Source organism: Diaphorobacter caeni (genome assembly GCF_015354245.1).
Taxonomy (GTDB): domain Bacteria; phylum Pseudomonadota; class Gammaproteobacteria; order Burkholderiales; family Burkholderiaceae_C; genus Diaphorobacter_A; species Diaphorobacter_A caeni.
Window position 1 is genome coordinate 365,875 of sequence record NZ_JADKYZ010000004.1, and the last position, 22,037, is coordinate 387,911.

Annotated in this window: 16 protein-coding genes; 10 read left to right on the forward strand and 6 right to left on the reverse strand. The window is 61.6% G+C overall.

Annotated elements, in window-relative coordinates; all coding sequences use genetic code 11:
- Positions 1–34 precede the first annotated feature (34 nt).
- The 4 genes from ISG32_RS12490 (at position 35) to ISG32_RS12505 (ending at position 4,219) form a co-directional block, all read left to right on the forward strand.
- A complete protein-coding gene (locus ISG32_RS12490) occupies positions 35–787 on the forward strand; it encodes an enoyl-CoA hydratase/isomerase family protein (RefSeq protein ID WP_194771330.1) in 753 nt (250 codons plus the stop codon).
- Between the two features lie 68 nt (positions 788–855).
- Complete coding sequence (locus tag ISG32_RS12495) at positions 856–1,407, forward strand: cysteine dioxygenase family protein (RefSeq protein ID WP_194771331.1); 552 nt, start codon at positions 856–858, stop codon at positions 1,405–1,407.
- A gap of 127 nt (positions 1,408–1,534) precedes the next feature.
- Positions 1,535–2,497, forward strand: a complete 963-nt coding sequence (locus ISG32_RS12500) for a Bug family tripartite tricarboxylate transporter substrate binding protein (protein WP_194771332.1) — start codon at positions 1,535–1,537, stop codon at positions 2,495–2,497.
- 111 nt (positions 2,498–2,608) lie between these two features.
- The gene (locus ISG32_RS12505; protein ID WP_194771333.1) at positions 2,609–4,219 is read left to right on the forward strand and encodes an acetolactate synthase large subunit; all 1,611 of its coding nucleotides are present in this window, start codon (positions 2,609–2,611) and stop codon (positions 4,217–4,219) included.
- Between the two features lie 38 nt (positions 4,220–4,257).
- On the opposite strand, the gene rtcA is transcribed toward ISG32_RS12505, so the two are convergent.
- The 6 genes from rtcA to ISG32_RS12535 form a co-directional block, all read right to left on the reverse strand.
- Positions 4,258–5,322 (reverse strand): RNA 3'-terminal phosphate cyclase, encoded by a 1,065-nt coding sequence (gene rtcA / locus ISG32_RS12510; RefSeq protein WP_194771334.1) that lies wholly within the window; start codon positions 5,320–5,322, stop codon positions 4,258–4,260.
- A 39-nt stretch (positions 5,323–5,361) separates the two neighbouring features.
- On the reverse strand, positions 5,362–6,252 hold the full coding sequence (locus ISG32_RS12515) for a zinc-ribbon domain containing protein (RefSeq protein WP_194771335.1): 891 nt from the start codon (positions 6,250–6,252) through the stop codon (positions 5,362–5,364).
- A gap of 8 nt (positions 6,253–6,260) precedes the next feature.
- Positions 6,261–6,740: a hypothetical protein gene (locus ISG32_RS12520; RefSeq protein ID WP_194771336.1), complete on the reverse strand. Its 480-nt coding sequence runs from the start codon at positions 6,738–6,740 to the stop codon at positions 6,261–6,263.
- Positions 6,737–7,606, reverse strand: a complete 870-nt coding sequence (locus tag ISG32_RS12525) for a nucleotidyltransferase domain-containing protein (RefSeq protein WP_194771337.1) — start codon at positions 7,604–7,606, stop codon at positions 6,737–6,739. The genes ISG32_RS12520 and ISG32_RS12525 overlap by 4 nt, the downstream gene beginning before the upstream one ends.
- Before the next feature lie 57 nt (positions 7,607–7,663).
- Complete coding sequence (locus tag ISG32_RS12530) at positions 7,664–8,896, reverse strand: RtcB family protein (protein WP_194771338.1); 1,233 nt, start codon at positions 8,894–8,896, stop codon at positions 7,664–7,666.
- A gap of 1,089 nt (positions 8,897–9,985) precedes the next feature.
- A complete protein-coding gene (locus tag ISG32_RS12535) occupies positions 9,986–11,563 on the reverse strand; it encodes a vWA domain-containing protein (protein WP_194771339.1) in 1,578 nt (525 codons plus the stop codon).
- 249 nt (positions 11,564–11,812) lie between these two features.
- Between ISG32_RS12535 and rtcR the strand changes: the two genes are divergently transcribed.
- The 6 genes from rtcR (at position 11,813) to ISG32_RS12570 (ending at position 22,037) form a co-directional block, all read left to right on the forward strand.
- Positions 11,813–13,429 (forward strand): RNA repair transcriptional activator RtcR, encoded by a 1,617-nt coding sequence (gene rtcR, locus ISG32_RS12540; protein ID WP_194771340.1) that lies wholly within the window; start codon positions 11,813–11,815, stop codon positions 13,427–13,429.
- 1,009 nt (positions 13,430–14,438) lie between these two features.
- Positions 14,439–14,924, forward strand: coding sequence for a GspH/FimT family pseudopilin (locus ISG32_RS12545; protein WP_194771341.1), 486 nt, complete (start codon positions 14,439–14,441; stop codon positions 14,922–14,924).
- A gap of 21 nt (positions 14,925–14,945) precedes the next feature.
- Positions 14,946–15,485, forward strand: coding sequence for a type IV pilus modification protein PilV (gene pilV, locus ISG32_RS12550; RefSeq protein ID WP_194771342.1), 540 nt, complete (start codon positions 14,946–14,948; stop codon positions 15,483–15,485).
- Positions 15,486–15,492: 7 nt separating this feature from the next.
- Complete coding sequence (locus ISG32_RS12555) at positions 15,493–16,335, forward strand: prepilin-type N-terminal cleavage/methylation domain-containing protein (RefSeq protein WP_194771343.1); 843 nt, start codon at positions 15,493–15,495, stop codon at positions 16,333–16,335.
- Positions 16,332–16,976 (forward strand): pilus assembly PilX family protein, encoded by a 645-nt coding sequence (locus ISG32_RS12560; RefSeq protein ID WP_194771344.1) that lies wholly within the window; start codon positions 16,332–16,334, stop codon positions 16,974–16,976. Before ISG32_RS12555 ends, ISG32_RS12560 begins: the two co-directional genes overlap by 4 nt.
- Positions 16,977–17,000: 24 nt before the next feature.
- Positions 17,001–22,037 carry a pilus assembly protein gene (locus ISG32_RS12570; RefSeq protein ID WP_228529773.1) on the forward strand — a complete coding sequence of 1,679 codons (5,037 nt, stop codon included), beginning with the start codon at positions 17,001–17,003 and terminating at the stop codon, positions 22,035–22,037.

Genomic DNA, 22,037 nt, shown 5'->3' on the forward strand with positions numbered 1-22,037 from the left:
GCCAACAACGACACAACGAAGGAGACTACCCACCATGTCGCAATACGAATCCCTGCTGGTCGAGGACAAGGGCGATGGCGTCGTGCTGTTCACCATCAACCGCCCGCACAAGCGCAACGCGCTCAACGCGACCGTGGTGCGCGAGCTGCAGGATGCGTTCATCCGCTTCGACGAAGACAGGAGCACGCGTGTGGCGGTGCTCACCAGCGCGGGCAACGAAGCTTTTTCGGCCGGTGCCGATCTGCATGAGTTCCCTGAGCTCTGGCGCTGCATTCCCACCGTGGGCTTTCAGACCGACAAGCCCATCATCGGCGCGGTCAGCGGCTGGTGCGTGGGCGGCGCGCTGGTGCTGGCGATGATGACCGACCTGCTCGTCGCGTCGGAGTCCTCCAAGTTCTACTACCCCGAGGCCAAGGTGGGCTTCACCGGCGGCATCATCTCGGGCCTCGCCGCGCGCATTCCGCACCATGTGGCGATGGAGGTGATCCTGCTGTGCCGCACGCTGGAGGCGCGCCGCGCGTTCGACATCGGCTTCGTCAACGAGATCACGCCCGTGGGCGAGCAGGTGGATGCCGCGCTCAAGATGGCGCACGAGCTCGCGAAGATGTCGCCCATGGTGCTGGCCACGCTCAAGCGCTTCGTCAACGAGGAAGTGCTGAGCAAGGGCCCCTCCGAACAGATGGCGCGCACCATGCGCCAGCTGAAGATGATCGAGGAGAGCGCCGACTACCGTGAGGGTATGACCGCTTTCAAGGAAAAGCGCCAGCCGGTATACACGGGGAACTGAGCCCCGAATTCACACATTCGCCGAATCAACGGCATCAACCACATCAACCGTCAGGACCTTTCGCCCCCATGCACAAGCGTTTCGAAGATTTCATCGCCGCCATGACGCAGCTCACCAGCGAGGCCGGCCGCAACGAGCCCCGCATTCTCGACGAAGGCGCGAAGCTGCTGGGCGAGCTGGTCAGGCACGACGACTGGCTGGACGCGCGCCACGCGGCGCCGCATCCGCAGTTCTATCAGCAGTATCTGCTGCACCGCGCGCCCGATGACAGCTTCAGCGTCGTGAGTTTTGTCTGGAGCCCCGGCCAGAAGACGCCGATTCACGACCACACCGTCTGGGGCCTGATCGGCATGCTGCGCAACGCCGAGATATCGCAGTCCTTCGAACGCGACGAGAACACCGGCACGCTCACCGCCACCGAACAGGTGCGTCTGGAGCCCGGCTCGGTGGAGGCGGTGTCGCCCACCATCGGCGACGTGCATCAGGTGATCAACGCGTTCGACGACCGCGTGTCGATCAGCATCCACGTGTACGGCGCCGACATCGGCAAGGTACGCCGCCATGTGTTCGATCCCGCCACCGGTGCCGCCAAGGAATTCGTCTCCGGCTATGCCAACTGACCCCGCATGAAGCGCGGGGCGCGGGCCAAGCCGAACATGACGTGAGGAGATTTCGCAAGTCACACAACAACCAAGGAGACTGTCCATGTGGAGATGTGCAAGACGTAGTGTTCTTTCCAGCGCCCTGATGCTCGCGCTGCCATGGCTCGCTGTGGCGACCGCGACCGCGCCCGCCCATGCGGCCGACGACTACCCGAATCGTCCGCTCAAGATGATCGTGCCCTACCCTGCGGGCGGCACGGCCGATCTCATGGCGCGCAACTTCTGCGAGTTTCTCGGCCGTGAACTCGGCCAGTCCGTGGTGGTGGAGAACAAGCCCGGCGCGGCGGGGCAGCTCGGCACCTCGCTCACGGCCAAGGCCGTGCCCGATGGCTACACGCTCGGTGAGTCCAACGCGGGCACCTTCGAGGTCTCGCCGCATCTCTACAAATCGCTGCCCTACAACCTGCAGACCGACTTCGAGCAGATCGCGGTGATGGGCCGCATGGGCGTCGTCTACGGCGTGAGTGCGGAATCATCGATCAAGTCGCTTGACGATCTGATCCGGGAAGCGAAAAAGCACCCCGGCAAGCTCTCGTTCGCGACGCCAGGCGTGGGCTCGTCCAACCACCTCTCGGGCGCGCTGCTCGCCTCCACTGCGGGCATCGACTGGATGCACGTGCCGTTCAAGGGCGTGGCCGAATTTCTGCCGGCCGTGCTCGGCGGGCAGGTCACCGCGCTCGTCGACCAGTACCCCTCGATGATGAAGCAGCTCGAAGGCGGCAAGATCCGCGGCATCGCGGTCAGCACGGCCGAGCGCATTCCCTCATCGCCCAACGTGCCCACGTTCAAGGAAAGCGGCTATCCCGATCTGGTGTTCTACAGCTGGTTCGGCCTGATGGTGCCCAAGGGCGTGCCCGCTCCCATCATCGACAAACTCACCAACGCGAGCCGCAAGATCATCCACAACCCGGACTACCGCGCCAAGGTCGCCGCGCTCGGCGCCGAGCCCAGCGAGGTGATGCGCGCCGACATGGTCAAGCTCATACAGACCAACAGCCAGATCTGGAAGAAGGTCATCGACGACAACAAGATCGTGGTCGACAAGTGACCACAGGCCGGGCCACATGTCCTCCATGTGGCCCGGCCTGCGGCATCATCGGCAACGACAGCGCGACACGCAACCCACTTACAACGCTTCATGCGAGGCCGGATTCGAACCATGGACAACGCCCCTTCCTCCACCCCCGACCAACCCACGCAGAACGGCGCCGATGTTCTGGTGGACACGCTGCTCGCCAACCAGATCGACGTCTGCTTCGCCAACCCCGGCACGTCGGAGATGCACTTCGTCGCCGCGCTTGACCGCAAACCGCAGATGCGCTGCATCCTCGGCCTGTTCGAAGGCGTGGTCACCGGCGCGGCCGACGGCTACGCGCGCATGGCCGAAAAGCCCGCATGCACGTTGCTGCACACCGGCCCCGGCATGGCGAACGCGCTTGCCAACATGCACAACGCGCGCCGCGCGAACACCCCGATGGTGAACATCGTCGGCGACCACGCAAGCTACCATCTTCACTACGACGCCGCGCTCACCAGCGACATCGAATCGCTTGCGCGCCCCATGTCCAAATGGGTGGGCCGCGTGCGCCATGCGGGCGATGTCGCACAGCAGGCGGCCGAGGCCATCCACCAGTCCACCACCCTCGGCGGCGGCGTGACCACGCTGATTCTCCCGGCCGATGCGGCCTGGTCCGAGACCTCGGTCGCCACCGTCAAGGCCAAACCAGCCGAATCCCTGCAGCTCGACGACGCGGCCCTGCGCCAGAGCGTGCGCGCGCTGGCCTCCAAGGAGGACGGCAAGACGCTCATCATGCTCTCGGGCCGCGCGCTGCGCGAAGACGCGCTTGCCCTCGCGCAGCGCATCGCCGAGCGCACCGGCGCGCACCTGCTCGCCCAGCAATCAAACGCCCGCACCCAGCGCGGCCGTGGCCGCGTTTCCATCGAGCGCGTGCCCTACAACGTGGACGCCGCGCTCAAGCTGCTCGCGCCGTATCAACGCGTCATCCTCATCGGCGCGAAGGCCCCCGTGGCCTTCTTCGCCTATCCCGGCAAGCCGGGCTCCATGCTGCCCGCGAACTGCGAGGTCATCACGCTCTGCCCCCTCGGCGGCGATGCGCTGCAGGCACTTAAGCGTCTGGCCGAAGCCGTGGGCGCGAACGGCAAGCCCCAATCGCTCATCGCCCAGCCTCATCTTGAAGCCGGCGAGCAACTGAGCTGGAGCACGGCCACGCCGATCAACGCACTCACCTTCGCCCAGGCCATGGCCGAGCTGATCCCCGAGAACGCCATCGTCTGCGACGAATCGGTCAGCTCGGGCCGCGACTTCTTCCGCCACACCATGCAGGCTGCGCCGCACGACTACCTGCAGATCACCGGCGGAGCCATCGGCAACGGCATCCCCTTGGCCACCGGCGCGGCCGTTGCATGCCCCGACCGCAAGGTCGTGCTGATGCAGGCCGACGGCAGCGCGATGTACACGCTGCAGGGCCTGTGGACACAGGCGCGCGAGCAGCTCGACGTGCTCAACATCATCCTCTCCAACCGCACGTATGCCATCCTCAAGGGCGAGTTCAAGAGCGTGGGCGCAGGCACCCCCGGCAAGAACGCGCGCCAGATGCTCGACCTCGACAACCCAGCGCTCGACTGGCTGGGCATCGCCAAGGGTTGCGGCATCGAATCCGTGCGCGCCACCAACATCGCCGAACTCGGCGACGCGGTGCGCGCGGCGCTCAAGCGCAAGGGGCCGTTCTTGATTGAGGCCGTTTTCTGAACCGTGGAATGCCAGCCGTCGCGGACGACTGGCACCATTCACGCACACCCCACCTGAACGCGGTGCGTGCGCGATTCCGTCGAAACCTGTTGCTCCGTGATGCGCACCGGCAGAAACCGCTGAATCACCTCGAAATTCGTCCGCGCATGCTGCGTCAGAGGGCTGCACGTGTAGCTCGCGCCGCGCCCTGTCCGCCACACGGCCAACGCGAGCGGCAATGCCCACTGATCGCCGAGATAAGGCCCGACCGCCGAATCGGCCGCCAGAAACTTGCGCACTTCGCCAGCCAGTGAGCGCGCCACCTGCTCCGAGCTCACGCCCTTTTCGCCAAGGCGCGTGAACACCTCCAAGACGTTCTCGTACGCGAGCATGGCCATCAGTGCATTGCCAGGGCCTTCGTTCTGGCGCGCTTCGCCCTGACGCATCTGGTCTTCTTGCCAGCCCAGTTGCAGGCGCAGCTCTTCCAGCTCGCGCCGCGCCACAGAGCGCGGAATCGCAGCGCACAGGCATTCCGCATAGCTTTCGCGCAGCGCGCCGCGCTCCAGCAGATCGAACGGCGCGAGTGTCGCGGCAGCGGGGCTGATCTCCGCCTCGATCACGCCACCACCTGCAGGGTAGAAGCCGTGGCGCTTGAGTTCCAGTTGCACAGGCGCGCCGAGGCGACGCATCAGCGGCGCGTAGCTCAAGTCGAGGAATTGAAACGGCGGCGCCATCGGGTTGTGCGTTCCGCCCTTGATCGTGATGCGGCTTGTACCTTCACCAAACAGCAACGCAGGCCAGACGGTCTGCAGCACCAGCGTGCAGCTGCCTGCAGAGCCGATGACGAATTCATAGTCGCCCGACTGCAGCTTGCCCGGCGTGAACACGAGGCGCTGCGAATTGAGCGCTGCGCCTTCGACCTGCGCGCCGGAGATCGCCGCAGCAGCGTTCACGCAAGTCAAATGCTGGCGCATGAGTCCGGGCTTGGCACGTTTGGCGCGGATATTTTCCAGGACAAAGGGCGTTCCCGTGATGACCGAGAGCGCGAGCGATGTCCGCAGGATCTGGCCGCCGCCCTCGCCGGAGGAGCCGTCAATTTCAATCGACTTTGCATTGTTCATCATTCATCTCGTTATTCTTGGTTGCGGGTATCGCGCAGGCATCTACCCGGTCTGAAACCTTCTCTCGACATAGGGAATGATCCCTGCCACCGCGCTTGATGGATGGGCCTTCAACGCCGCCCACAGGCCGGCATTCGGCTGGCGGTGTGAATACATCAGCATCAGACACAGATGGTAGAGACGCTGGGCATCATCACGCTGCAGCTCGGCCTTCACGAAGGCATCAACAGTACGGGCCTCAATGGCTCCGACAAACGGAGCCAGTGCATAGACTGCATACGACAACCTCACAAAGACCTGCATGACCCATTCATCGTCGTCCGGATGCACCAGCAGGTGAACCAGCGACTCGGCCGCCGCGCGCCGCATGGGATCGTAAGCGTCGATGGTTTCGTCCTGCAGGATGGCTCGCAGCACCGCCGCATCGCGTGGTCGACGCCAACGTCCCAGCACTTCGATGGCGACCTTGCGGATGCCCGTCCATTTGCTCTGCAGCGCAGCCTCGACGCGCTGCACGGTCTCCGCATCGCGCATCTGGCGATCTACCGAACGCAGCCATGCCGTTTCTTCGCGAAGCAGGTTTGCGCCTGCGCCAGACCGTGCTTTAGTCAACGCCTCACGCCGCTTGCGACGGCAGGCGAGGCAGCGTACCGCGCGGCTCTCAATGGGGGCCTGAATCACTTCATACCACCACTTCTGCTGCTTTGCCGTCCACACCTCCTGCGAGTCACAGTCGCAGCAGCGAAAGGCCGTATCCACATAGTGCGCCGGCAGCTGCCCACATGTGTTGTTGATGCGCGCCAGCAGCGTCGTATCGGCAAGCACATGACCCGACGTCCACCGCCCGTCTTTCACCCGATTCGACGCTTGCTGTACAGCACGTTCCATTCGCGCCAACTTGATTTCGGCGCGACGTTGCTTGTTGCTCTTCATGTCCGCTCCTAGTCGCTCACACCGAAGTGCAGAAGATAGCGTTCAGCACGTTCGTTCACTAGCCACAAGTCATCCCAGCTGGACTCATACCATTGGTATCGCTTGCCTCGCTCGAAACCGTACGCAGGCACGGCCGCATGGACAGGATCGATGGCCTTTTCCACGCTCGCCACCAGGGCCGCGACCACATCGGCAATGCCATCCTCGCAACCCAGAGACATTCGCTTGAGACGCGCTGGGGTCCAACCGTCCAGCAGCCACTTGCGAGCCAGCGTGGACACCATGGCCTGCCATTGCGGTTGCAGCTCGAACGCCGTGACGCTCGCCACGCTGGCATAGAAGTCCCGCGCAAACGCCAGATCGAGCGAACCCACGCCCTCATGAGACAGCGTGAAGGTGTACACCAGATTCGACTCGGGCTGATTCCACTCGGCGTAGGCACGCAGATACCCGTTGATCTCGGCGCATGTTTCCATCGGACTGGTCATCGCATGTTTCCCTTGCCTTGCATGGAGTCATCGAAATGCAGCACAGCGTCCCTCAAGTACGCATTGGCCGCGTCGGCCGACACCTTGTCGCCCGTCTGTACAGGAGCGTAGCGCATCGCCTCGGCAAGCTCCGCTTTCAGAAAGGCATGTATGCCTTTCCACGGCGCACTGGTCATCGCTTCACCCGCGCGCATCTTTCTATCGAGCAGCGCGTTGAGTTCGCACAGCAACTCGGCATCGGTCAACAGCCGCGAAGCCAGCTCCGCGAACCGCATGGGCGGCACGCCCGCGCATTCGCGCACCCAACGCGCGGCCAACAGCGGCCGCAGCGCGTAGAAGTACTTTTTGTACTTCACCACCTCGTCCTCGTCACGCAGGTGCGCGCGCATGGTCTTCCTGGCCATCGAGAGATAGTGGTGATGCGCCCGCACGGGAGAGTAGTGGCGCGTGGAGAGCGCATGCAGCCGCTCGGCCCATGCGCGCTCTTCGCGATACACCACGGGCGAACGCAGCCATTCGAGCAGCACCGGATTGGAGGCGCGCATCAATTGCAGCGCCTTGCGCAGTTCCCAGCCGCTCACGTCGAGCTCATCGCTTATCGGCAGCTCGATCACATCGCGCCGCGCGTCCGTGCGCAGATACCAGTCGAGCTTATGCACGTAGACAAAGCGCACGTCGTAGTCGCTGTCGGGCGATGCGAATCCCCATCCACGGCTGCCGGATTCGCAGGCGAACAGCACGGTCACATCGTGCTCGCGCTCCAGCGCGGAGAGCTGCGCGTCCACGACCCTGCGCATCTCGGCGTTTACGGGATGCGCGCTGAGAACGGATTCCTTGACACCAGTTTCAAACTTTTCGGAAAGCATCTGGCTTTCTCCTTTTCATTTCTGAAATGGAGAGAGCCGACTAACAGCTCTCTCCGTTCAACCCTTCACGCAAACCACCTGCTTGAGCGTATGCACGATCTCCACCAGGTCCTTCTGCGCCTCCATCACCGCATCGATGTCCTTGTAGGCCATCGGGATCTCGTCGATCACATCGGCATCCTTGCGGCATTCCACGCCCTCGGTCGCCTTGATCTGATCGGCCACGGTGAACATCTTCTTGGCCTTGGTACGGCTCATCACGCGGCCCGCGCCGTGGCTGCAGCTCTCGAAGCTCTCGGGATTTCCGAGGCCGCGAACGATGTAGCTTCGTGCGCCCATGCTTCCGGGGATGATCCCCATCTCGCCTCGCTTGGCGCTCACCGCGCCCTTGCGCGTCACGAACACGTCCTCACCGAAGTGGTGTTCCTTCTGCACATAGTTGTGGTGGCAGTTCACCGCCTCCACATGCGATTCGAACGGTTTGGAGATCACCTTGCGCACGGCGGCGATCAGGTTGGTCATCATCACCTCGCGGTTCTTCATCGCGAACTTCTGCGCCCAGGACACCCCGCGCACGTAATCACCGAAGTACTGCGCGCCTTCCTCGAAGTACGCCAGATCCTTGTCGGGCAGATTGCGCATGTTGCGCTCGGCATCCTTCTTCGCCAGTTCGATGAAATGGTTGCCGATGGCGTTGCCCACTCCACGCGAACCCGAGTGCAGCATGAACCACACGAAATCGTTCTGATCGATGCACACTTCCACGAAGTGATTTCCCGAACCCAGCGTTCCCAGATGCTTGCGGTTGTTGGTGTTCGCAAGGCGCGGATGCAGCTCGGTCAGCTGATTGAACTCATCCACCAGCCCCGCCCATGCCGCGTCCACCGCGTCGGGCGGCGTATCCCACGCACCCGGATCGCGTCCACGGTTCTTGGGTGCGAAGCCGTGCGGAATCGCGCGTTCGATGGCAGAGCGCAGTGGCCCCAGGTTATCGGGCAGGTCATGCGCGCGCAGCGTGGTCTTGGCGGCCATCATTCCGCAACCGATATCCACACCCACGGCCGCAGGAATGATCGCTTTGATCGTGGGAATCACCGAGCCGATGGTGGCGCCGATTCCCAGGTGCACGTCGGGCATCGCGGCGATGTGCTTGAACACCACGGGCAGACGCGACGTGTTCGCGAGCTGGTTGCGCGCCTCGTCTTCCACGGGCACGCCCTTGGTCCACATCTTGATCGGCACGCCATTGGTCACCTGTGCCACGTTGTAGTTCAGTTCGTTGTCGGACATTTCTTCTTTTCCTTCTTTGTTCAATCGTACTCAATCAAGGCATTTGAATGGCTGCCCCACCGCGACAAGGGATGGTGAAATCTTTTCGTGCTCTGACCAGGCTGAGCTACGGTCCTTCGACCGGCGGGATTCGAACCCGCGACCACGAGCGTAATAGGCTGTAATTCCACCTGCATTCGCGGCAGGGCATCCAAAACTGCTTCTTCAAAAACTCTCTTCTGCTTTCACTTGGCATCGTCACTTCGGTCGATGCCACCATTGGTGGACACGACGGGATTCGAACCCGCATCAACAGGGCGACCAGGGTGCTTTACTCCGCTGGCCCAGTCGACGATTGGAAACGCGCGCCAGTGACAGACCCGTCATCGGAGCCAGCACCTGCATCCTCAACCTTGCTCGTCAACCGACTTGCCCGCCCCGCCCGGTGTTACCCGGACTGCCGGCATGTATAACAATCATTTTTGGCAGTGGCGCTCCCTTCTGTGCCTGCATGCCCGTATTCGTTTTCCAGAGGATGGAAAGCCCCGCAACGACAAGTGATGGTGAAATTTTTCGTGCTCTATCCGATTGAGCTACAACTTGCGTTGGCAGGACTCGAACCTGCATCACGAGCACCCAAAGCTGTAATTCCACCTGCATTCGCCGCAGGACCTTCAAACTTTTTCTGTCTCCTTACTTCTGTGTTGTCAGTTCGAAGTGATTGCCTGACCATGACAAGGAATCGGTGAAACGTGTTCGGGCTCTACCCACTGAGCTACAGACCTCTAGCGAGGCGCTGACGGGACTCGAACCCGCGACAACGAAATTAAATGTAGTTCCACCTGCATTCATGGTCAGACCATCAAAACGGTTCTTTCCAACAAAGAGACGCGACAAGGATTTGCAAGACATAGCCGAGGCCGGTTGCCCGGCTGGGGATTCGAACCCCTGGCGATCCTTTGTAGTCCTGCATGCATTCGCGTCAAACCTCAAATTCCTTCCTGTTGTGAACATCCGCCGCTGACGACCAGGACTTGATGAGACCTGACAGTGGGTTTGTAGTCCCATCCGCATTCGTCAGCGACGGATGATCAGTCGATCAGTCACTTCTTACTGCGGGGTGAGCACGATCTTTTCGATCTCGCCCACCCAGTGTGCGGTGCCCAGCTTGCCAGCGGCAAACGCGGCCACCACATCGAACACCGCGTCGCTGAATCCGCCGACATTCAGAATGTCGTCACGCTCCATCGCCTGCGTCGTTCCGTACGGCTGGATGTCGATGCACACCAGCTTCGCCTTGGGGTTGCGTTGCTTGATGCGCTCCCACGCCAGCATGGTCTGCGTCGCGCCGCGGTTCACACCGTCCATCCAGGACTGGTTGTCCGAGACCATGATCACCAGATCCACCTCCGCCTTTTCCTTGGCGAGCATCTCCAATGGCGCGCTGCAGTCGGTTCCACCGCCGCCGATCTTCGCCAGCTTCTGCGCGTTGGTCATCACCGAATCGCGACCGTTCAATTCCAGCTTCACCACCTTGTTCTCGAACGGCAGCACACGTGCGTTGCCGTTCTTGCGCAGGACGGCCGCCGCCATCAACCCCGCCACGTCGATGCAGCGCACCGCCGTCGTCGCTCCGGCGCGGTAACCCGTCACCGGGCTGCTCATCGAACCGGACACGTCGGGGCACACCACCACATGGCCGGCAAAGCCGGGCACGTTGGCGATCGCATGCTCCATCGCATCCTGCAGCGCGTTGCGCACGGCGGCAGGCACCTTCTCGTCACTCGCCTTGAAAGCCGCAAGCAGCTGATAAGGCATCACGCGGGACTTGGCCACGGCATTGGCGTTCTGCAGCTTCGCGGCGATCAGCTCGGTCATTCCCGGCAGCTTGAACACCTCGTTGCGTGCAAAGGTGTTCAGGTTCTGACGCACCATCTGCCACGATCCGTTCTTCGCGATCTCGGCCCACTGCTTGCTGTACAGCGTCAGTGCGGTCAGCATCTGAAACGGCACATCGGGCACATCGGTCGAGATCACACCGTTCGCGTTGTCGCGCTTGAAGCGCTCGAACGCCTGGGTGATGGGCGGCAGATCGGCCTCGTTGAACGGCTTGCCGATCAGCCATGCGAACCATGCGGCGCGCCAGCTTTCTGCAGGCTTGGGGTGAACCATCTTCACCACATCGGCGAGCGATGGCGTGTTGCCCACGGAGGCGTTCAGCAATTGCTTTTCCGTCGCGGTCAGCAGCCAGTTCTGCACCAGCTTCTTGGGACGCGAACCCATGGACTTGCGACCCATGGCGCCGCTTCGCAGCACCTGCACGAAGTTGCGCAGCATCTTGCCGTTGTCGATCACACGCGGAAAGATCTGGGAGAGCTTCTCCACATCCTTCGCGGCGAGCATCGCGGCCAGCGTGGCGGGCACGTCCTTCATGTAGCCGCGTTCGCGGGCATAGACCGCCGTCCTGGCGATGAAGGCCTCGTCGACCGTGCGGGTCAGATCCAGAAGCTGATCGAGCTGGTTCTCGGCGCTGGCGTAGAAAGTCTGGCCAAGGCAACCGGTCACCGCGATCTGCGCGAGCTGGTGGCGCGGGCTGTAGGCATATGCCGCCGAACCTTCGCGGTTCAGCGCATCGACCGCAGGCAGCGCGGCGCCCTTGCGGGTGGGGAAGAGTTGCTTGAAGACCATGATGACTTTCCTTTCCTTCTTGCTTTAGTGGTTCATTTCACCGTTGGTTGGGTTGTTGTTGATTCATTCAGTTCGTCTGTGCCTTCTTCATTGCAACGGGTGTGCCAACTTTTCAATCGCGACAACAAAATCACCACAAGCTATTGATTTGATTCAGTTATTTTCAAAAATGTATTTTTTGCGCAAATTTTCATCAGCGCGGCTTTCTGACAAGGCTAGAATTTTGTCTAGTCTTCTAGAAATTTGAATATGACCAAAAAGACCGTCGCCATCGGCTTCATGGGCACCCAGCTCGACTCCGGGCTGGGCGCGGGGCGCTGGGAGAAGTGGCGGCCCACGGTGTCGCTGGTCCAGCATGAGGACCGGCTGATCGACCGCCTCGAGCTGATCTATTCGCGCAAATACATGACGCTCGCGAACCAGTTGGTGGCCGACATCGCCAATGTGTCGCCCGACACCGAGGTCAACCTCGTGCCGCTGGAGGTGAGCGACCCCTGGGATTTCGGCGAGATGTACGCGGCCCTCTACGACTGGGCGCGCAACTACCGATTCGATCCCGAGAACGAGCAGTACTGGGTGCACATCACCACCGGCACGCACGTCGCGCAGATCTGCATGTTCCTGATGGTGGAGTCACGCCAGATTCCCGGCGTGCTGCTGCAGACCTCGCCGCCGCGCAAACAGAAGGCCGGCGCGCCCGGCGAGCTGGCGCTCATCGATCTCGACCTCTCGCGCTACGACGGGCTCGCGCAGCGTTTCACGCAGGCCAAGGAAGAGGCCATCGATTTCTTGAAGAGCGGCATCGCCACGCGCAACGCCCGCTTCAACAAGCTGATCGAAGAGATCGAGCGCGTGGCGGTGCGCTCGAAGGCGCCGATTCTCTTCACCGGCCCCACCGGCGCGGGCAAGTCGCATCTGGCGCGGCGCATGTACGAGCTCAAGAAGGCACGCCATCAGATCGACGGCGATTTCGTCGAAGTGAACTGCGCGACGCTGCGCGGCGACGGCGCGGCTTCAACGCTGTTCGGCCACCGGAAGGGCGCGTTCACCGGCGCGGCGGCGGACCGCGCGGGACTGCTGCGCGCAGCCCACCAGGGCGTGCTGTTTCTTGACGAAATCGGCGAGCTGGGTCTCGACGAGCAGGCCATGCTTTTGAAAGCGGTGGAGGAAAAGCGCTTCTTCCCGATGGGCAGCGACAAGGAGGTCTCGAGCGACTTCCAGCTCATCGTCGGCACCAATCGCGATCTGCGCGTGGACGTGGCCGAGGGCCGCTTTCGCGAAGACCTGTTCGCGCGCATCAACCTCTGGGCCTACACGCTGCCGGGGCTCGCGCACCGGCCCGAAGACATCGAGCCCAACGTCGACCACATGCTCGCGCGCTCGTCCACCGAGATCGGCCGCAACGTGCGCTTCAACGCCGAGGCGCGCGCCGCCTATCTGCGCTTCGCCAACTCCACGGATGCGCCCTGGTCCGGCAATTTCCGCGACCTGGCCGCCAGCGTCACCCGCCTTGCCACGCTGGCCGAGGGTGGCCGCATCTCGGTCGAGCAGGTGCAGGCCGAGATCAGCCGCCTGCAATGGCTGTGGCAGCACGCGGATGGCGAACCGCCCGCCTCAAGCGCACAGACCGACGGAGTCGATCTGGCCGACTTGCTGCCCGAAGCCCGGCTCGCCGCGCTCGACTGCTTTGACCGACTGCAGCTGCAGTCCGTCATCGAGGTCTGCCGCCAATCGCGCACGCTGTCAGAGGCGGGGCGCCGTTTGTTCGACAAGTCTCGCGAGCACAAGGCGGTGGCGAACGACGCGGATCGCCTGCGCAAGTACCTGCACAAATTCGGATTGAACTGGGATGCCGTCACCGGGTAGCGCACAGCTGTGTGCAAACCCAGTACGCGCCTGAAAAATCAACAGCCTTTTCCACAGCTTTGTCCATTTTTCCCACAGCGAATTCACAAATCGTCAATCTCCTATTTTCCTTTCATATCAATGAATTGCAATCGCATTCCGCGAGCCGGATGCTTGAAATGAACAGAAGAATATCAACCCAACCGATCTGTGCATAACTATGTGGGAAGTGACTTCTGCGAATCTGTCCACATAGGGGTGGAATTGGACCTGGGGCCTGCTTGGGATGGCCACAGAGTGGGATACCCCGGGATAACCATGTAGATAAGCATGTGCATAAGCAGTGTTTATCCATTGAACAACAGGTGCTGGCGAATGCACCCGCAAAAATGCACCAACTGGTGAAAATCCGTGGGTGTGCGAGTGGCGACTGCGGCGAGCATCTTCAGCAGCGCGTGGCGTAAAGCGAGCAGCATGAAACGGAAATCGATGCGCTGAACGCGGCGCCGCAGTTCGTGACGCCCTGACTGCAGGACAGGGTCGAGGCCTCCCGGAGTGCCATGACCACGTGGCGCATGCTTGATCCTTTCTGGCTCTCCGCCTCCTGAGCGAGAGCTGATCGAGCGTCCGTCGGCGGGACCTCAGCCCCCTTGGGCTCCGCCAGCAGTGTGGACAACACTGTTCATAACCCATTCGCACCCTGTGCATTGCACTGGGATATCCAAGCCATCCCACGCCATTCCGCCCTGTCCACATGTCTCCATTGCGGGAATTCTCACGCCGCCGCTCACGCGGGCCTTCCATGCGATGACGTGTCCAGATCGGACAAACCGGATCTGATGCAAGTCAATTTATAAATATTATTAATTGACGTCATTTTTTCAATGCGCAGTGACAATCGGTCACCGGCAACCGATAACCGGTATGTGCGATAGATAAGCGGATGCGTAAAGTATTGAAGACTATGTATCAATAGTAATCAATTAAACCGCAACATCACAGGCTGGCTCAAGGGCTGGCTCCGCACACCATGAATGGATTCGCAGCACAGCGCCGGACTGCAGGTTTCACGCTCATCGAACTGATGGTCGTGATCTCCATCGTCGCCATTCTCGCGACGCTGGCGGCACCTTCCTTCACCACGGCCATCGCCAACAGCCGGGTGAGCTCTTCGGCGTCCGAACTGCAGACGCTGCTGCAGTACGTGCGCGCCGAGGCGATCTACAAGCGCTCGGAGGCCAGCCTGACCGCCGCCTCCCAGACCTGGTCGGCCAAGCTCGGCAGCGACGTGCTGCGCGAGGTCGTCCTGCCCGACAGCGTGGTGGTGACCCCGACGGCCAATTCCGCAGCGGGCGTCAAGTTCGACTCCACCGGCACGGCCAAGCTGATTTCGCTGGCTGACCCGCCTTACGGACTCGCGCTGACGGCTCCGCATGCCTCGCGCGTGCAGTGCATTTCCGTGACCCGTGCGGGTCTGGTGCGCCAGGAGCGCAAGCCCGCAGGCAGCACCTGCTGATCCATCCGGAGCGACCGATCCATGCCAGTTCCTCATTCTCCCCTTCCCTCCCGCCAGCGCGGCGCCGGTCTCATCGAAGTGCTGGTCGCCGTGCTCGTCGTGACGCTCGGTCTGCTGGGCGCGGCGGGCATGCATGTGCGTTCAGTCGATTTCACGATGGACACCGAGCGCCGCCAGATGGCGTCGATGGTGGCCACTGAGCTGCTCGAGACCATGCGCAGCGACACCGCCAACATTCTCGAAGCCAACGGCCTGCCCAAGGACAAGCTGGGTGGCTACGAAAAGCAGGCCGGTGACGACATGCCCTCGGTGACGCCGAACGATTGCAAGCCGCTCAGCACCGAGGCCGCCAAGCGCGTGGGCTGCTGGGGCGAGCGCGCCAAGACGCTGATGCCGGAGCTTGCAGCCAACACCGACGTTCTGGAGAAATTTTCGGTGACTGCCACCAGCGCGGGAATCATCACCGTCACGGTGGCCTGGCCCATGAAGAAGGGTCAATGTCTGGACAAAGATGGAGAGAACGATGAGTTCTGCACCTTTACGCTGCGCTCGCGGCTCTGAGGCGATCATGCGCGCAAGACCTTCACAGCCCACCAGCCGCGCGGCCCGCGCGTGGCAGCGCGGCGTCACGCTGGTGGAGCTGATGGTGTCGATCGCCATCGGCCTCTTCATCGTGCTGGTCGCGACGACCATCTATGTGCGTGGTCTCTCCACGGTCAACTTCCGCGTCGGACAGAGCGAGAACCTGAACAACTCGCGCTACGCGCTGAACGTGCTCGACAACGAGCTCACCAAGGCCGGGTACCGCCGCGATCCCACTCAGGACATTGCGGAAGCCTTCCCCGCCGATGGCGCAGCCAACGCCACGAACGCCTGCCAGTTCGACGTAGGCCAGGCCATCTACGCGCCCGACGACAAGTCGCTGTGCCTGCGCTATCAGGCGCGCGACGACGCCGAGACCGATTGCGGTGGAGCGGCCGCGGGCCTGGGCGCGTTCGCCGGCCCCTATGTGCCGCCCGCAGCCGGCACCGGCCTGTTCGTGGAGCGCTACACGCTCTCCGACGGCTCTCTGGTCTGCCAGTCCGGCCAGGCCACCACCAGCGCCGTGCAGGTGGCCGATGGCGTCCGCGACGTGCACTTCGAATTCGGCATCGACGACATGAGTGATCCCTCCAAGGGGCGGCATGTCTCCGCGTACAAGACGGCGGTTCCCGCATCGCACGAGGTCATCCGCTCGCTGCGCTACGCCATCCTCATGAACAGCACCGGCAAGGTCACGCAGGGCATGGCGTCGACTGTCTGCTCGCGCTGGGCCGAAGCCGGTGGCACCGCCACATCGTGCAATGCCGACGGAAGCCAGCTCTATCAGTTGGCCTCTGGAAGCCTCACTCTGAGAAATCTGATGCCATGAAAGCCGCTCCATTTTCCACCCCGCTTCGGCATGGCCGCGCGCTTCAGCGCCAGCGTCAGCATGGCGCCGCGCTGATCGTCTCCATGATCATGATCCTGCTGGTGCTGCTGCTGGGCGTGGTGGCCATGCGCGGCGTCACGATGGAGTCGCGCATCACCGCCAACATGCTTGAAAACCAGCGCCTCTATGAAGTCGCCGATGGCACGCTGCGCGAAGGCGAGCGCGTGATCCTGACCCACGCCTATCCGCTCAAGAAGTGCGATGGCGTCACGTCGCCAGTGAGTACCGTGACCAGAACGAACGGCTCAACCGCCGTGATCACCCAGATTCCATGCTTCGTGTCGGATGCGAAAGCGGACACGCTGCTGCTGGGCACCGACTTCACCACGATCAGCGCGAAATACGCCGACCTGTCCAGCAAACCCACCGATACGCGCCAGAACTCCGCTTACTGGTACCCGCGCTTCATCGACACGCAATGCCCCAAGGGCGGCAGCGCCACATCGGCACTCGACGTCTCCACCGTGGGCTGCACCGAGTACCACGAAGTGAACGCCCAAGCCACCGAAAAGGACACCGCACAAACCTGCGGACCCGACGGCCTGTGCCTGCGCTCGAGCATCAACATGTTCATCAAATAAGCCGGCAAGAAGAGGGAAGCAACCATGACACATGCAACTACCCCCAAGCGTCCTCCGTCCGCGAGGATGATCCACACGCTGCAGGCCACGGCGATCGCCGCCGGTGCCCTGCTGCTGGTGGGCAGCCAGCTCGTGCAGGCCCAAGGCACGACTTCGGCCCTGTCGCAGACGCCCCTGTTCGTGAGCCAGGCCCTCGCGCCGCTGAACATGCTGGTGATGGGACGCGATCACAAGCTGTACTACGAAGCCTACAACGACGCCTCCGATCTCGATGGAGACGGCGTGATCGACGTGGGGTACAAGCCGGACAAGATCACGTATTACGGGTACTTCAACAGCAATGTCTGCTACAACTATGACACAGCCGACACGGTGAACGGCGTGGCGGGCGTATTCAGGCCCGTATCGGCTGCGACCGGCGACAACAAGAAGCAGTGCGTGAACGCATGGAGCGGTGACTTCCTGAACTATCTGGGCACCTCGCGCATGGACGCCATCCGCCGCGTGCTCTACGGCGGCACGCGCGCGCTCGACACCAAGGGCGACACCACCACGCCCGGCCGCACTGTGCTGCAGGCTGCCTACATCACGCGCGATGCGCATGCATCCGGCAAGTCCTATGATCCCGTGCGTGACTTCAACGTCTACAAGATCGAGAACTACGCACCGCTGACGCAGCCTGCATTTGGCACGCGCCACCTGTTCGCAGTCACCACGCTCGGCGAACCGACGGAAACAGCCGATGTGATCACGCACCTGCGTGTTCTCGACAACTCACGCTTTCAGATCTGGAACTGGATTTCACAACAAGGCAATGCGGGACAAAACAATTGCGATGGCACCGGGTCCTGCACCCAGAGCACAACGGTCAAGGTCTATGACCCGATTCCTGCGTCTTCATTCAAGAACCTGACCATCACGACCTGGAACCGTCCCGGCGCGCCTGGCGCTCCAGGCAACCTGAGCCAAATGGACTCGCAGTTCGACACATTGGCCGTTGCTGCCAATTTTTGCGGTACAGGGTCGATCTCGGACATCAACGTCACCGGAGGTGACAACAACCCATTCACCGGTTCCAATGGATGTGGGCAGAACAACTACATGACCCGGATAACGGGACAGCTCGTCATCCCCCTTGCAGGCACCTACAAGTTCGGCATCGATGGTGACGATTCGGTGGATGTCACCATTGGAACGTCCAACTGGGGCTGGTATGGCGGACACGGGCAGGGCCGTTCCGATGCGACCTTTGACGCCCATTCAAAGACCATCACGTTCAACTCCCCCGGCACATTCAACGTCACTTTCAGGCACTTGGATACGGGCGGAGGCGACGGTTGGGGCCTTGCCATGCAACGAGAGCAGCCTGCCAATTCCATCGTGGATTACAACCTGCGTGTCGAAGTCTGCCCCGCAGGAGCGAACAACGACGGACTGCGTGAAGCCAGCTGCAAGCCTTACCCCAATGCGGGTGGTCAGACCGTGTACAAGCCAACGGGGCTGCTGCATGAATTCGGTGAAAGCGAAAAGATGTACTTCGGCTTGCTGACCGGCTCCTACGAAAAGAACATCGCGGGCGGCACACTGCGCCGCAATATCGGCAATTTTGCCGATGAAGTGGACGCCGTGACCGGCCAGTTCAAATCCTCAGTGCAAGGCATCGTCTACAACATCGACCATCAACGCTCGGTAGGCTACAACGGCTCCACTTGGGGTACCTGTGGCTGGATCACCGACAAAGCGATCAGCAAGCTGGGCAATCCATCTGATTGCGCGATGTGGGGCAACCCCATCGGCGAAATGATGTACGAGACCCTGCGCTACTTCGGCGGGGCCAGCCAAGCCTACCCCACCTATGCCTATGGCAATGCGTCCAGCACCAAGGACGCCAAGCTGGGCCTCTCCAAACCTGCTTGGGTCTCGCCCTACAAGGCCAAATCCAGTGGTGGCGGCGGATACGAGCATTGCGCCAAACCAGTGATGACGGTCATCAGCGACATCAACCCATCCTACGATGGCAAAGTGCCCGGCAGCCGCTACAGCGATGTCTCCAACGACATCGCCGCGCTGAGTGGGTTCAACGCATCGACGGAGGCGGACTCAATTGGCTCGGATGAAGGCATCAACGGCAAGAAGTTCTTCATCGGTCAATCCGAGACGAACAACGCCGATCAGGCGCCTTCTGTGAAAACGATCAATGCCCTGTCGTGGGCTCGCGGTCTGTCTCCATTGGAGCCCAGCAAGGAAGGCACCTATTATTCGGCCGCAGTTGCTCGCTTTGCCGCCAAAAACGCAGTCTTCGGCAAAGGCACAAACAAGAACAACAAAATGATGACCTACTCGGTGGCCATCGCATCACCCCTACCCGAAATTCGCTTCCCAGTGGGTGACGGGAAATTCATCACTGTGGCACCGTTCGCGAAATCGGTCACCGGCTACAACATCGACAACACGAAATTCACGCCCACCAATCAGATCGTGGACTTCTACGTCGACAAGATCGCCAACACGGGCACCGCCGATGTGGACGCGAATGTCAACGGCGGTCGGGCATATGCCGAATTCCGCATCAACTATGAAGACGTGGAGCAAGGCGCAGACCATGACATGGATGCAATCACACGTTATGTGATCGCTCTGCAGGAAGACGGGAAGACTGTGAAGATCAATCTGATCTCCGAGTTTGCAGCCGGTGGCATCGGCCAGCATATGGGTTACGTGATCTCCGGCACCACAGCAGACGGCATGTACCTCGACGTGCGTGACAAGGACACGGGCTCTGTCTTCTACAAGTACAACACGCCTCAAGGCCGCCAACCCGGATTCTGTGCCCGTGCCGGTCTGTCGGATGCAGATATTGCCGAATGCACCAACCTGGGTCTCCAGTCGATCCGTTCGTTCACACCCGGCACTGCTGAGTCGGGCAGCTTCCTCAAAGGTCCCCTCTGGTATGCAGCGAAGTACGGCCTGGATACTCCGTCGATCAATCAAAAGACTGGCGATCCGGACAACTACTTCCTTGTCACCAACGCCACCACGCTGAAGGACCAGATGACCAAGGCGTTCAACAGCATCCTGCAAAACACCACATCGGTCACTGCCGCCAATGTGAGCCAAACCTCCGCAGACCTCTCCGATGGTGTGGCGGTCTTCAATACCTCGTTCGAGGCCGATTTCTGGAGCGGTGACGTGATCCGCAAGGACATCACGGAAGGAGTCAAGTCCACAACCTGGAGCGCAGCGGAAGAACTGGCCAAAGTGAGCTACAGTGACCGCAAGATCTACTATGGAAGCAAGAAGGCGGACGGCTCTGCGGAACTGGTCGACTTCAAGTACTCCGTCATGAGCGGGCGCCCCAATGACGCCGCTTGGATCACTGCACTCAACCTCAACCCCACCACGTTGACGGCAGATGGCAAGGCCGAACAGCGCATCGATTTCCTCCGCGGAAATATCGACAACACCGTGCGCGTGCGCCACAAGCTCCCCTCGGACAAATACAACGTGCTCGGCGACATCGTGAACTCCTCGCTGGTGCGCGTCAACGGCGGAAGATACCGCCCGGGTGCGGCCGACAAGTTGGAAGGCACGACCAAATATGAAGCCTACCTCACGTCACAGGCCGCAAACACGGAGATGATCTATGTCGGCTCCAACGACGGCATGTTGCATGCGTTCAATGCTGGTACCGGCAAGGAAGAGTTCGCGTTTGTCCCTTCATCGGCGAAGACGACCTTGTCCATCTTGACGTCTCCGAATTACGGCACGGCCAAAGGCCTGGCACACCGTTACTTCGTGGACGGCACGCCCATCGTCACCGATGTCTATTTCGGCAATGATTGGCACAAGGTACTCATCGGCAACATGGGAGCGGGTGGCCGCCAGATCTTTGCGCTTGATGTCACCAATCCCACGACGCCCAAATTGTTGTGGGAATTCGGCGAGGCTCAAAGCACCGACATGGGCTACGCCGTTCCACAGCCCACCGTCGCGCGACTCAACAATTCAGCCGATGGCGGATCCGGCAAGTGGGTGGTTCTGCTGCCTAACGGGTATCAAGGCCTGAGCAGCACCGCCGGCAACGCCAATCTGTTCGTGCTCGACATCGCCAATGGCAACGTCCTGCGCAAGTTCGATCTCCCTGGAGGCATGACGGCCACCGAACTCACGGCGTCCCTGCCGATTGGCAATGGCCTCTCGAGCCTGTCCGCAATCGACAACAACGCCGACGGTATGGTCGACATGGCCTATGCGGGCGATCTGGCCGGCAACCTCTGGCGCTTCGATCTCAACAGTGGCGCTCCAACCGCTTGGACTGCACAGACGATGTTTGTTGCCCGCGACAAAGCCACGGCTGGAGCCCGCCAGCCGATCACGGCCGCCCCCTACGTGCTCAAGCATCCCACAGGCCCTGGCGATTTGGTCATCGTGGGGACGGGCCGCTTCCTCTCCAATGCCGACAAGGAAAGCACACAGCAACAGACCATGTACGGCATCTGGGATCGATACAGCGCCAAGGGCACGACAGCCCCCGCGACGCTACCGAGCGCCAGCAAGACGCGTGACGATCTGCACCAGCAAACGTTCACCGCCATCGCCGCCTCCACCAACTACAAGCTGACCGGCGACGCGGTCACCTGGTACAAGACCGGTGGCGGCACAACCGACGACGACGTGAACAGCTGGGGCTGGTATGTGGACCTGCCGCGCACCGGTGAACAAATGGTGTATGACATGAAGCTCTATGGAAAGAGCCTTGTCTTCAACTCGATTCGCACCTCGGAAGACCCTTGCCAGGCAAGCATTACTGGAACCATCTATGCCATCGACCCCAACGACGGCGGCAAGACCGACTTCACGGCATTCGATATGAACAACGACGGCAAATACGATACTTCCGACCAGATCAACAACGCCGACGTGAATGGCACGGAGTTCGATCCGGGCAAGACCACCATCGCAGGCGGCAAGGCTATCCCGCCGGGCGGAAAAACTGATGGACTGGGTGTCAACTCGGGTGTCGAGCGAGGTCGCCAGAGCTGGCGTCGTCAGCCGACCTGA